The sequence below is a fragment of the Amycolatopsis iheyensis genome, from assembly GCF_024703995.1.
Classification (GTDB): domain Bacteria; phylum Actinomycetota; class Actinomycetes; order Mycobacteriales; family Pseudonocardiaceae; genus Amycolatopsis; species Amycolatopsis iheyensis.
Genome location: NZ_JAMXQV010000017.1, coordinates 216,276 through 228,512, shown reverse-complemented (window position 1 = coordinate 228,512; position 12,237 = coordinate 216,276). Strand labels below are relative to the sequence as shown.

The 12,237-nt window shown below is 70.0% G+C and carries 11 protein-coding genes and 1 pseudogene; 7 read left to right on the top strand and 5 right to left on the bottom strand.

What is annotated here, in order from left to right:
- Window positions 1-131: 131 nt before the first annotated feature.
- Entirely contained in the window at window positions 132-1,553 is a 1,422-nt protein-coding gene (locus M8542_RS30335) for a M20/M25/M40 family metallo-hydrolase (protein WP_257923682.1), read from the top strand.
- A gap of 87 nt (window positions 1,554-1,640) precedes the next feature.
- Here the strand turns inward: M8542_RS30335 and M8542_RS30330 are convergent, their stop codons facing one another.
- Genes M8542_RS30330 through M8542_RS30320 form a run of 3 tightly spaced genes read right to left on the bottom strand, consistent with a single transcriptional unit; the run spans window position 1,641 to window position 5,096 of the window.
- Complete coding sequence (locus tag M8542_RS30330) at window positions 1,641-2,483, bottom strand: transglutaminase family protein (protein ID WP_257923681.1); 843 nt, start codon at window positions 2,481-2,483, stop codon at window positions 1,641-1,643.
- The gene (locus tag M8542_RS30325; RefSeq protein ID WP_257923680.1) at window positions 2,480-3,427 is read right to left on the bottom strand and encodes an alpha-E domain-containing protein; all 948 of its coding nucleotides are present in this window, start codon (window positions 3,425-3,427) and stop codon (window positions 2,480-2,482) included. Before M8542_RS30325 ends, M8542_RS30330 begins: the two co-directional genes overlap by 4 nt.
- Before the next feature lie 10 nt (window positions 3,428-3,437).
- Window positions 3,438-5,096, bottom strand: a complete 1,659-nt coding sequence (locus M8542_RS30320; protein WP_257923679.1) for a circularly permuted type 2 ATP-grasp protein — start codon at window positions 5,094-5,096, stop codon at window positions 3,438-3,440.
- A gap of 181 nt (window positions 5,097-5,277) precedes the next feature.
- On the opposite strand from M8542_RS30320, the gene M8542_RS30315 reads away from it, so the two are divergent.
- Genes M8542_RS30315 through M8542_RS30300 form a run of 4 tightly spaced genes read left to right on the top strand, consistent with a single transcriptional unit; the run spans window position 5,278 to window position 10,300 of the window.
- Complete coding sequence (locus tag M8542_RS30315) at window positions 5,278-6,183, top strand: ABC transporter substrate-binding protein (protein ID WP_276587320.1); 906 nt, start codon at window positions 5,278-5,280, stop codon at window positions 6,181-6,183.
- A gap of 19 nt (window positions 6,184-6,202) precedes the next feature.
- Window positions 6,203-7,156, top strand: coding sequence for an amino acid ABC transporter permease (locus M8542_RS30310; RefSeq protein WP_257923677.1), 954 nt, complete (start codon window positions 6,203-6,205; stop codon window positions 7,154-7,156).
- The gene (locus M8542_RS30305) at window positions 7,156-7,929 is read left to right on the top strand and encodes an amino acid ABC transporter ATP-binding protein (RefSeq protein WP_257923676.1); all 774 of its coding nucleotides are present in this window, start codon (window positions 7,156-7,158) and stop codon (window positions 7,927-7,929) included. The genes M8542_RS30310 and M8542_RS30305 overlap by 1 nt, the downstream gene beginning before the upstream one ends.
- 55 nt (window positions 7,930-7,984) lie before the next feature.
- Entirely contained in the window at window positions 7,985-10,300 is a 2,316-nt protein-coding gene (locus M8542_RS30300) for an oxidoreductase (RefSeq protein ID WP_257923675.1), read from the top strand.
- Window positions 10,301-10,418: 118 nt separating this feature from the next.
- On the opposite strand, the pseudogene M8542_RS30295 reads toward M8542_RS30300, so the two are convergent.
- A pseudogene (locus tag M8542_RS30295) lies at window positions 10,419-10,626 on the bottom strand (IS110 family transposase); the annotation flags it as partial.
- A 16-nt stretch (window positions 10,627-10,642) separates the two neighbouring features.
- On the opposite strand from M8542_RS30295, the gene M8542_RS30290 reads away from it, so the two are divergent.
- Window positions 10,643-10,999 (top strand): hypothetical protein, encoded by a 357-nt coding sequence (locus tag M8542_RS30290; protein WP_257923721.1) that lies wholly within the window; start codon window positions 10,643-10,645, stop codon window positions 10,997-10,999.
- A 48-nt stretch (window positions 11,000-11,047) separates the two neighbouring features.
- Window positions 11,048-11,518: an SRPBCC family protein gene (locus tag M8542_RS30285; protein WP_257923674.1), complete on the top strand. Its 471-nt coding sequence runs from the start codon at window positions 11,048-11,050 to the stop codon at window positions 11,516-11,518.
- On the opposite strand, the gene M8542_RS30280 is transcribed toward M8542_RS30285, so the two are convergent.
- Window positions 11,508-12,083 (bottom strand): hypothetical protein, encoded by a 576-nt coding sequence (locus M8542_RS30280; protein WP_257923673.1) that lies wholly within the window; start codon window positions 12,081-12,083, stop codon window positions 11,508-11,510. The two genes, M8542_RS30285 and M8542_RS30280, sit on opposite strands and share 11 nt — an antisense overlap.
- Between the last annotated feature and the right edge of the window lie 154 nt (window positions 12,084-12,237).

Below are 12,237 nucleotides of genomic sequence, written 5' to 3'. Positions count from 1 at the left end.
TAGGGAGCCGGTCCGCGCGCTCACCAGGCGTGGCCGCGTGGCCACCCGGCACGGACCTGGCGTGATCACCCACATCGGGTACGACGTTGTGATGTGCCGCACGCCGGAACGCCCGTGGCACGATGGCTCTCGTGGAGCAGAAATCCGTTCGTGAATCCGTCGTGACGTCGTGGACCGGCGACGTCATCCCGAGCCTGTCCGGGCTGGTGGCCATCCCCGCCTTGTCCCCGGCCTTCGACGCCGAGTGGGCGAAGAGCGGTCACCTCGCCGCGGCCGTCGACCACGTCCGCGAGTGGATCGCCGCGCGCGACCTGCCCGGCGCGACCCTGGACGTCGTGCAGCTCGAAGACCGCACCCCGCTGCTGCTCGTCGACGTCCCGGCGACCCCGGGCGCGGCGGACAAGGGCACCGTCCTGATGTACGGCCACCTCGACAAGCAGCCCCCGGTGGGCGGCTGGTCCGAGGGCCTCGACCCGTGGACGCCGGTGATCCGCGACGGCCGGCTCTACGGCCGCGGCTCCGTCGACGACGGCTACTCCGGCTACGCGGCGACGACGGCGATCGAAGCCGTGCACGCGGCCGGCGGCGAGCACGCCCGCATCGTCGTGCTGCTGGAGACCGGCGAGGAGTCCGGCAGCCCCGACCTGCCCGCGTACGTCGACCACCTGGCCGACCGCATCGGCGACGTCTCGCTGGTGGTCTGCCTCGACGCCGGCGGCAGCGACTACGAGCGGTTGTGGCTGGTCACGAGCCTGCGCGGGATGCTGCACCTCGACGTCACCGTGCAGCTGCTGGGCTCGGCGCAGCACTCCGGCGTCGCCAGCGGTGTCGTCGCGAGCTCTTTCCGCGTCCTGCGGAAGCTGCTCGAGCGGCTCGAGGACAGCGCGACCGGGGAACTGCTGCTCGACGAGCTCAAGGTCGACGTCCCGGCGAACCGGCTGTCGGAGCTCAAGGCCGTCTCGCAGGACTTCCCGGGGGCGCTGGCCGAGGCGTTCCCGCTGGTCGAGGGCGGCCGGGTGATCACCGAAGACGCGCTGGAGCTGGCCCTCAACAACACCTGGCGCCCGACGCTGTCGATCATCGGCGCCGACGGCTTCCCCAAGCCGGCCGACGCGGGCAACGTGCTCCGCGAGAGCACGACGTTGACGCTGAGCTTCCGGCTCCCGCCGACGGCCGACGCCGAGAAGGGCCTCGAAGCCGTCAAGAAGGCGCTGACCACGGACGTGCCGTACGGCGCGAAGGTCACCTTCGGCGACAACCCGCAGGCGGAGGACGGCTGGAACGCGCCGACCGAGGCGCCGTGGCTGACGGCGGCCCTGCGCACGGTCAGCGACGAGGTCTTCGGCCGCCCGCACCGCGCGACCGGCATGGGCGGGTCGATCCCGTTCATGGGCCTGCTCTCGCGCAAGTACCCGGAGGCGCAGTTCCTGGTCACCGGCGCCTGCGGGGCCGACTCGAACATCCACGTGCCGGACGAGTGGCTGCACCTGGACTACGCGCAGCAGGTCACCGAGGCCGTCGCGCACATCCTGGACGCGCACGCCCGAGGCTGACGAACGCCCCAATGTGGCCTTCGGTGCGTGAGACGCACCGAAGGCCACATTGGGTGCGTCAGACGCAACCAAGGCCACATTGGGGCGCTAGGCCAGCCGGGTCAGGTGGACCGAGACGTCCAAGGTCGACTGCCCACCCCCGGTGAAGATCCCCTTCAACGGCGCCACATCCGCATAGTCCCGCCCCATCGCCACCCACACGTGCCGCGGCCCCACCGCGATGGCGTTCGTCGGGTCGTAGGCCCACCACCCGCCGGTCCAGACATCGACCCAGGCATGTGACTCGCCCTCGACCACCTCGCCGAGCTTCGCGTCCGGCTTCGTGTGCAAGTACCCCGAAACGTACCGGGCCGGCACCCCGATCGCCCGCAACATCACCAGCGTCACGTGCGCGAAGTCCTGGCAAACCCCTTCGCGTGCCTTCCACGCGTCCGTCGCCGTCGAGTGCACGCCCGTCGTTCCCGGCTGGTACTTCAGCTGCTTGTGCACCCACTCGCACACCGCCAGCACCGACTCCGCCGGATCCAGCCCGCGCCGCAACGAGCGGGCCTCGCGGGCCAGCGCGGCATCACGCGGCGTGTAGTCCGTCGGCGTCAGGTACTCCGTGCGGTGGTCGACGACCGTGTCCGAACGCAGGTCCGGCCACGACGCCGTGCGGATCGGCTCGGCTTCGTCCGCCGTCTCGACCACCGACGTCGCCAGCACCGTGAACTCCGTGTGCGGTGCGTGCAGGTCGAACGACGTCACGACCGTGCCCCAGTAGTCCGTGTACCGGTACGCGCGGGTCGCGGGGGTCGTCTCGATGCGCGTCGCCACCGTCGTCTGGCGGCGGTCCGACCGCGGCGTCAGCCGGGCCTCGTTGTACGACTGCGTCGCCGGCGTCGCGTACCGGTACCCCGTGCGGTGCGCCACCCGCAGCTGCCACGTCACAGCGAAACCTCCGCACCGCTCCACGCCACCCACGGCGACGTGCTGAAGTACTGCAACGACACCGCTTCCCCGATCTCCTTGATCGACGTCTGCAACGCCCCGAGCCGCCCCGGCAGGTTGGTGAGCAGGTCCGACGCGCGCAGGAACTCCAGCTCGCTGCGGGCCCGGCCGAGCTGGCGCAACGCCTCGGACTTCTCATTGCTGCGCGAGCCGCCACCCGGGTCGAGCCGCTGCAGGCAGTCCTCGGCCTGCCGCAGCGCGTGGAACACCGAACGCGGGAACAGCGTGTCCCGCAACAGGAACTGCACGACGCGCCCGGCGTCCAACGCGCCTCGGTACGTCCGGAGATAGGTGTCCTGCGCGCCGGCCGAGCGCAGCACCGTGATCCAGCCCGGCGACGACGCGCGGTCCGCGACCCGGGACAGCAGCAGCCGCACCACCATGTCGGCGCGTTCGATCGACCGGCCGAGCACCATGAACAGCCAGCCGTCGTCGCGTGACATCGTCGAGTCGGCGAGCCCGGCGAACATCGCCGCGCGCTCCTCCACGAACGACAGGAACGCGTGCGGCCCCGCGCGCCGCGCGTAACGCTGCCGGTCGGGCACCGCGTTCCACGTCGCGTTCAGGCATTCCCACAGCTCGGTCGAGACGACTTCGCGCGCGCCGCGCGTGTTCTCGCGTGCCGAGTTGATCGAGCCGACGATCGACGCCGGGTTGTCCTTCGCGTACGCCACCAGCTCGGTCAGCTTCCAGACGTCCAGGGCGTCGCCGTCGGGCGTGTCGATGCCCAGGACGGCCAGGAGCTGCCGGCTCGCGTAGTCCGAGTCCACGGTCGCGTCTTCCAGCAGCTGGTGGACCGAGACGTTGAGGATCCGGGAGGTGTCGTCGGCGCGTTCGACGTACCGGCCGATCCAGTACAGCGACTCCGCGTTGCGTGCGAGCATTCGAACCTCCCTAACCCTGTTGCTGCTGTTGCTGCTGCTGGGACGACGACAGCTCCGGTCCCTGCTCGGCGACCAGTCCGTCCACAGTGGACATCGTGCCGAGCGCCGGCTGCTCCAGCTCCCGCTCGGCGCTCGACGCCCGGGAGGCCAGCACCCACGTGTCCTTCGACCCGCCGCCCTGCGACGAGTTGACGACCAGGCTGCCCTCCGGCAGCGCCACCCGCGTCAGCCCGCCGGGCAGCACGAAGATCTCCTTGCCGTCGTTGACGGCGAACGGCCGCAGGTCGACGTGCCGCGGCGCGAGCCGGTCGTCGACCTTGGCCGGCACCGTCGAGAGCTGGACCACCGGCTGCGCGATCCAGCCGCGCCGGTTCGCCCGCACCTTCCGCCGCAGCGCGGCCAGCTCCGCCGGCGTCGCCTCGGGCCCGAAGACGATCCCGTACCCGCCCGAGCCCTCGACCGGCTTGACGACCAGCTCGTCCAGGTGCGCCATGACGTGCTCGAACTCGTCCGGCAGCCAGCACCGGAAGGTGTCCACGTTGGGCAGCAGCGGCTTCTCGTTCAGGTAGTACTTCACCATCTCCGGCACGTAGGTGTAGACGAGCTTGTCGTCGCCGACGCCGTTGCCGATGGCGTTCGCGACGACGACGTTGCCCGCGCGTGCCGCGTTGAGCACGCCGGCGATGCCGAGCACCGAGTCCGGCCGGTAGTGCACCGGGTCGAGGAACTCGTCGTCGATGCGCCGGTAGATGACGTCGACCTGGCGCTCACCCTCGGTGGTCCGCAGGTAGACGACGTTGTCGCGGCAGAACATGTCGCGGCCTTCGACCAGTTCGACGCCCATCAGCCGCGCGAGCAGCGAGTGCTCGAAGTACGCCGAGTTGTAGACGCCCGGGGTGAGCACGACGACCGTCGGGTCGGCGACGTTCGCCGCGGCCGCCGCGCGCAGCGCCCGCAGCAGGTGCGACGCGTAGTCGCCGACCGGCCGGACGCGGTGCTGGGCGAACAGGTCGGGGAAGACCCGGGCCATCGTCCGCCGGTTCTCCATCACGTACGACACCCCGGACGGGTTGCGGAGGTTGTCCTCCAGCACCCGGAACGTGCCCTCCTCGTCGCGCACCAGGTCCACCCCGGACACGTGGATGCGCACGCCGTTCGGCGGGTTGATGCCGAACGCCTCCCGCTGGAAGTGCTCACAGGAGGTGATCAGCCGCCGCGGCAGGACGCCGTCGCGCAGGATCTGCCGGTCGCCGTAGATGTCGGCGAGGAACGCCTCGAGCGCGCGGACGCGCTGGGCGACGCCGCGCTCGAGCTTCGTCCATTCGGCCGCCTGGATCACCCGCGGCACCAGGTCCAGCGGGAACGGCCGCTCCTGCCCGGACAGCGAGAAGGTGATGCCCTGGTCGACCATCGCCCGGTCCAGCGCCAGCGACCGCGACTGCAGGTCGTGCGCGTCGAGCGCGGCGATCGACTCGTACAGCGCGCGGTACGGGCCGCGGACCGTGCCGTCCGGGGCGAACATCTCGTCGTAGGCGCCGGCGTGCGGCCGCTCCGGCGAGAGGTACCCCTCGAACCGGGCGCCCGGCCGGGTGATCCGGCGGGTCGTGACCTTCCTCGCACGTCGACCGGACGGGGGCAGCCGAGGCGGGGTGGGGTTCATGAACGACATCCTCACTCACACGAGGCCTCATGCGCGACACTCGCCCGCTGGTGGGCGCGGTGCGAAACGTCGCTGTAACTCGACAGTGCTGTGCTTTGGTATGGATGAGTGGCAATATGCGTGCTCTCACGAACTGAGAACTACGAGGAGTGACGACGTGGCCCGAGCAACCCACCTCAAGGCGCTCGCCCTGCTGCCTGCGTTCGCCCTGGTCGGCATGACCATGGCCTGCGGCGCGGGCGGGAGTGGCGCCGGCGACGTCGGCACGAGCAGCTCGGCTGCCGCCCCCGGCACCGGATCGGGTGACGTGGGCACGGTCGCCAAGGACGACGCGCTCGCCGCCATGGTCCCCGCCGACGTCAAGTCCGACGGCAAGATCCTGGTCGGCCAGGACCAGAGCTACCCGCCGAACGAGTTCCAGGACAACGGCAAGGCGGCCGGCTTCGACGTCGACCTCGGCACCGCCATCGGCCAGGTGCTCGGCGTGCAGATGGAGTTCCAGAACGCCTCGTTCGACGGCATCATCCCCGGCATCGGCTCGAAGAAGTACGAGCTGGCGATGTCGTCGTTCAGCATCACGAGCGAGCGGCTGCAGACGGTCGACATGATCTCGTACTACAAGGCCGGCACCTCGCTGGGCGTGCTGAAGGGCAACCCGGACGGCATCAAGGTCGACGACCTCTGCGGCAAGAAGGTCGCCGTGCAGAAGGGCACCACCCAGGTCGAGGACCTCGACAAGAAGAACGCCGCCTGCACCGGCGGCGGCAAGCCGGCCATCGAGATCACGCAGCTGCAGGCGCAGACCGACGTCAACCTGGCCCTCACCGCCAAGCGCGTGCAGGCCGAGCTGGCCGACTCGCCGGTCGTCGACTACGCGGTGAAGCAGACGAACGGCGCGCTCGAGGTCGTCGGCGAGCCCTACGACACCGCCCCCTACGGCATCGTGCTCGGCAAGAACAGCGGTGACTTCGGCAAGGCCGTCCAGGGCGCGGTCCAGAAGCTGATCGACAGCGGCGCGTACAAGAAGATCCTCGACAAGTGGGGTCTCTCCGCGGCCGGCGCGGTCACCAAGTCGGAGATCAACCCGGCTTCCTGAGTCAAAAAGGACTGAGTTCGTGAGCTCCTCCGAAGCGCCTCCCCCCGAGGCGCCGATCGACGCCGAGCCCATCAAGGCCGTCCCGGTGCGCCACTACGGGCGCTGGGTGGCCGGGGTGATCATCCTGTTCCTGGCGTTCATCGTGGTCCGCAGCGTGATCACGAACGACGCCCTGCAGTGGCCGGTCGTCGGGGACTACCTCTTCGACGACCGGATCCTGCGCGGCCTGCAGAACACGCTGATCCTGACGGTGATCTCGATGCTGATCGGGATCATCGGCGGGATCCTGCTCGCCGTCATGCGGCTGTCGCCGAACCCGCTGACCTCGGGTGCGGCGGCCATCTACATCTGGCTGTTCCGCGGCACGCCGCTGATCACGCAGCTGATCATCTGGAACTTCCTCGGCCTGGCCTACTCGCGGATCGGGCTCGGCATCCCGTTCGGGCCGACGTTCGTCAGCTGGGACACCAACGTCCTGATCACGCAGTTCACGGCGTCGCTGCTGGGCCTCGGCCTCAACGAAGCCGCGTACATGGCGGAGATCGTGCGCGGCGGCATCCAGTCGGTCGACGACGGTCAGCTGGAAGCGGCGAGCGCGCTCGGGATGAACCGCACCAAGACCCTGCGGCGGATCATCCTGCCGCAGGCCATGCGGGTGATCATCCCGCCGACCGGCAACGAGACGATCTCGATGCTGAAGACGACGTCGCTGGTCGTGGCGATCGGGTACTTCGAGCTGATGGTCGCGGCGCAGACCATCTACTCGCAGAACCTGAAGACGGTGCCGCTGCTCATCGTCGCCGCGCTCTGGTACCTGTTCATGACGTCGGTGTTGACCCTGGTCCAGATGCAGATCGAAAAGCGCTTCTCCCGCGGCACCTCGCGCGGCGAGGCCACGAAGAACAAGTGGGCGGGCCGGATGCTGGGCTTCCGGTTCGGCTCCGGAGCGAGCGGCGGAGGGGGGAAGGCCTGATGACTCCGGTCGTTTCCGCGCAGAAGATCTGCAAGAGCTTCGGCAGTGTCGACGTCCTCAAGGGCATCGACCTCGAGGTGCACGAGCGCGAGGTGCTCTGCCTGATCGGGCCGTCCGGCTCGGGCAAGTCGACGCTGCTGCGCTGCATCAACCACCTCGAAAAGATCGACGCCGGCCGGCTCTACGTCGACGGCGTGCTCGTCGGCTACCAGCAGCGTGGTGACAAGCTGCACGAGCTGCGCGAAAAGGAAGTCGCGTTGCAGCGCAAGGACATCGGCATGGTGTTCCAGCGCTTCAACCTCTTCCCGCACATGACCGCGCTCGAGAACGTCATGGAGGCGCCGATCCAGGTGCGGCGCGAGCCGAAGGCCCAGGTGCGGCAACGCGCGTTGGAGCTGCTTGACCGCGTCGGCCTCGGCGACAAGGCGAAGAACTACCCGTCGCAGCTGTCCGGCGGGCAGCAGCAGCGCGTCGCGATCGCCCGGGCGCTCGCGATGGAGCCGAAGCTGATGCTGTTCGACGAGCCGACGTCCGCACTGGACCCGGAGCTCGTCGGCGACGTCCTCGGCGTGATGAAGCAGCTCGCCAAGGACGGCATGACCATGGTCGTCGTCACCCACGAGATGCAGTTCGCGCGCGAGGTGGCGGACAAGGTGCTCTTCATGGACGGCGGCGTCGTCGTCGAAGAGGGCCCGCCCGACCAGGTCATCGGGAGCCCGCGGGAAGAGCGGACCAAGTCGTTCCTCGCGCGGGTGTTGAACCCGAACGCCTGACGAAAAGCGTCCGGATTCGCTAGTTTGAAAGCGGGTGATGGAGGGGGCCGCCGTTTTGACGACCGAAAGCGCGCTGCCCCCTCTCGACCCGTTCGGCGGCATCCCGGACCGGCGCTACGAGGTCAAGGCGTCCGACCTGCTGAAACCCGGCAACGCGGGGTTGCTGCGCTGGCGGCGGACGGCCACGAACGCCCCGATCGTCTACGTCGAGGACGCCTACATCACCGGCACGCTCGACCTGCGTGCCGCGGACCTCAAGTACCTCTTCCGGTTCGAACGCTGCCGGTTCGAGCACCCGCCGGACGTGCGTGAGGCGAACCTGCTCGGGCTCGTCTTCCGCAAGTGCTGGCTGCCCGGGCTCAAGGCCCGCAACATGCGCAGCCGCAACGACGTCCGGCTGATCCGCTGCGTCGTGCAGGTCGACGGCGCCGACCGCGAGATCGAGGAGACCACCGTCCAGCGCGGTGACGACCGCGAACGCGGGATGCCGAACGCCGCGGTCAACCTGACCGACGCGGTGATCGAGGGGTCGATGGTGCTGACCCGCACGGTCATCTCGCACCCGCACGGCAAGGCGATCCAGGCGGACCGGCTGGTGCTGACCGGCGCGCTGCTGGCGTACCGGATGGTCGCGAACGGCGAAGTCCGCCTCCCCGGCCTGCGGACCGGCGGTAACGTCAACTTTTCGGGCGCCACGCTCAACAACCCCGACGGGTTCGCGCTCAACGGCAACGGCCTGCACATCGGCGGCAGCCTGCTCTGCGAAGTCGACAACTACGGGCCGGCCAGCCAGCGGAAACGCTTCTCCGCGACCGGGATCATGTACCTGCCGAGCGCCACCGTGGACAGTGACATCGTGCTGCGCGAGGCGAAGCTGACGGTGTCGCAGCACGGCCCGATCGCGGTCGACGCGTGGAAGTCGAACGACCCGTACCTCGACCCGCGCCCGGCGCTGGTCTTCGACCGGATGCGCGTCGACGGGAACGTCGAGCTGTCGGACGGCCTGCAGGCGCTGGGCACGTTGCGCATGGTCAACGCCCGGATCGGCGGCTCGCTGCGGCTGGCCGGCGCCGAGGTGAGCGTCGTGCGCGGCAAGTCGCAGCCGTACTACGACCGCGCGCTGCACCTGGACGGCACCGAGATCGGCGGCGACATCGAGGCGACGAGCCTGCGCGTCCCGGCCGGTCAGCTGCGCCTGGCCGACGTCACGGTCGGCGGCAACTTCCTGGCCTGGAACTCGATGTTCCGCCACCCGGGCCGCGACGTGTTTTCCGCGCGCCGGTCGAAGATCGCCGGGAACTTCCAGCTCACGGACGCGACGATCCACGGCACCCTGCGGCTGCAGGGCGTCGACGTCGGCGGCTCGATCAACCTGGCCGGCACCCGGCTGACGGAGCCGGGCCTGCGCGCGACCAGCAGTTTCTCCTTGGACGTCCGAACGGGCCGGATCGGCCGCGACCTGACGCTGCGCGACAACAACAGCCGCCCGTTCGTCGCGGAGGGCGGCGTCAACCTCGACGGCGCCCAGGTCGCCCGGCGCGTGGACCTGCGGGGTTCACAGCTGGGCTCGCTGCCCCCGTTCGCGGTGGCCCTCGACGCGGGCGACGTCGCGGCGGACGAGTTCACGCTGACCCCGAGCGCCCCGCCCGCCGGCCGGGTCGTGCTGCGCCGGGCCCACTGCGGAACCCTGACCGACAACGAGGCCTTCTGGGCGGCGTCCGGCGGCATCGAGCTGGAGGACTTCCGCTACGACGCACTGGGCAAGGGCATCCCCCTGGCCGACGACAAGGCCTTGGACCACCGGATCGAGCTGCTGAGCAAGGCCATGCGCGGCTACCGGCCCGGCCCGTACGACCAGCTGGCCCACATGCTCCGCGCGGCGGGCAACGAAGAGCACGCGTCGACGGTGGCGTTGCGCAAGCAGCAGTTCAGGTACGAGGCGCTGGCCCGCGGCTTCAAGTTCTTCGGCCCGGGCGTGCGGCTGTGGAGCTGGCTGCAGCGGTCGATGGTGGGCTACGGATATCGTCCGGTGCGGGCGCTGGGCTGGCTGTTCACCCTGCTGGTGCTGGGCAGCCTGTGGTTCGGCTTGCGCTCGGACGACTGCGTGCACTGGACGGCGTCGAACCCGGCGCACCAGATCATCGCGAACGGCGACCGGTGCGTGGTCAACCAGCAGGACACGGGGCTGCAGTGGAACCCGGTGATCTACACGGCGGACCTGCTGGTCCCGATCGTGGACTTCGGCAACAAGTCGAGGTGGTACATGCACGGCCCGGACAACTGGGTGGCCGCGGGCTTCACGGCGTCAGGCTGGATCCTGGCGACCACCGTGGCGGCCGGGGTCAGCCGGATGCTGCGCCGCGAGAGTTGACCTTTCTGCGGCTTTCTAGTGTTGGCCCGATACAAGGCCAGATTGCGGTAGCCCTGTGCCGGCCGCCCGGACTCCCGACACCACCCCGAGCGGCGGACCCCGGAAAGAGGGTGCGCCCTTCACCCTGCTCGGCAGCCTCTTTCCGTTGCTGGAGAACCTTTCAAGCTGTCGACCAGGCGCGGCAGCACGGTGTCCGCGTCGGCGGTGCCCGGAACGGTGACGGCCTGCTCGCCGAGCGCGGTCAGCTTGCGGCGGCCGGCCTTGGCGATCCCCGCCGGGCCGCCGCAGCGGGAGAGGGTCTCCGACACCGCCGGATGCGAGATCTGCGAGCTGGGCTGTCCGGTGTCGACGATCAGCCGGGAACTGGACCGCAACCAGCAATCCGAGGGGACGACCGCGATCACCCGCAGCGAGACCCCGGGGTTCACGGACCCGGTCAGCGATCCGGATCCGCTCGTGCACGCTTACAAAGCGTGCCGACACCACCGGCGGCGCCGGTGGAAGTACTGCGGCCTGGGCGGCCTCGGCGCGCCGACGTTTCGCTCTCCGGTAGTCGACCCCAACCTGCCGGGCCGCTTCCCTGCTGCCTGTTCCCGCTTCCATCAGCGCAAAGCAGGCCACCCGCTCAACGGCCTGGAAGGCCACCGCAGCGCGCAGCTGTCCACATCACCCGAAAGGCATCCACAGGGCTTCACATAACCACGGTCTCTGACATACCCTCGGTATGTCCCTCGACGTGGAGGTCCCATGACCGCACCCAACGCCACCGGCCGGATCGAGATCGACGCCGCCCCGGACGCCGTGTACGCCCTGGTCAGTGACCCCGGCCGGCTCGCCGAAGTTGCCGAAGAGTACGCCGGGCACCGGTGGGTCGGGGGTGCCGCCGGGCCGGTCGTCGGGGCGAAGTTCAAGGGGAGCAACCGGCGTGGCTTCCGGCGTTGGAGCACTCTGTCCACCATCACCGACGCCGATCCCGGGCGGCGGTTCGGCTTCGAGGTGACCTCGGTCGCCGGCCTGCCCGTCTCGCGCTGGCAGTACGACTTCGAACCCCTCGGCGAAGGCTGCGTCGTCGTCGAAAGCATGTGGGAGCGGCGGCCGGCCTGGTTCAAGGTGCCGACCTCGACCGTCACCGGCGTCTGGAACCGGGACACGGCCAACGCCGGCAACATCGCCGCCACCCTGGCCCGGCTGAAGCAGGTCGCCGAAGCTAGTCGATGAAGCGGGACCAGAACGGTATGTACCGCGGGCCGTCCGGCGGGGCCGTGCTGATGCCGCCCGTCGCGAACTCGCGCCGCAGGTAGTCCCGCAGGTCGCTGCCGTAGACGATGATGTCCGTCTGGTAGACCGACAGCACCGGGTAACCCACCGTGTCCGGCAGGCCGGGCAGGTACCGGTGCCCGCAGACCGGCACCAGCTGCGGCACGTCGGCCAGGCGCCGCCGGGCCTCGCGGACCGCGTCCTCCGGGCCGACCGGCCGCGTGCCCCAGTCCGGCAGCCAGCACCCGTTGTGCTCGACGTCGTACAGCACCCCGTCGACCGGCCATGCCAAACGTTTGCGCAGCTGCTCGGCGTTGCCGCAGCGCCAGTCCGGCCAGCGGTCGCCGATCGGGACGCCGGCGGCCAGGAACGTCCGGTGGTCCGCCGCGAAGCGGAAACCGAACCGGCGCTCGACGTCGTCGAGCTCGGCTTCGCTCAGCCCGGGACGCACGGGTTCCCGGAGGTTCTCCTGCAGGTGCCGCGCCTCCTCGGGGGTGAGGGCGCCGGCCGGCTGGACGGGGGTCATGAGGTGAGCCTAAGCGGCGGCTCAGCCCGCCGCGCGTTCTTTTCGCCGCCATCCCGGGGCACCCCCATGGGGTGAGTTTGTTCTCTCATCGGCTGGACTTCGGAACACAGCGTGAGCGCGTGTAGTTCACTCTTGCCGTGACTTCACCCCGACC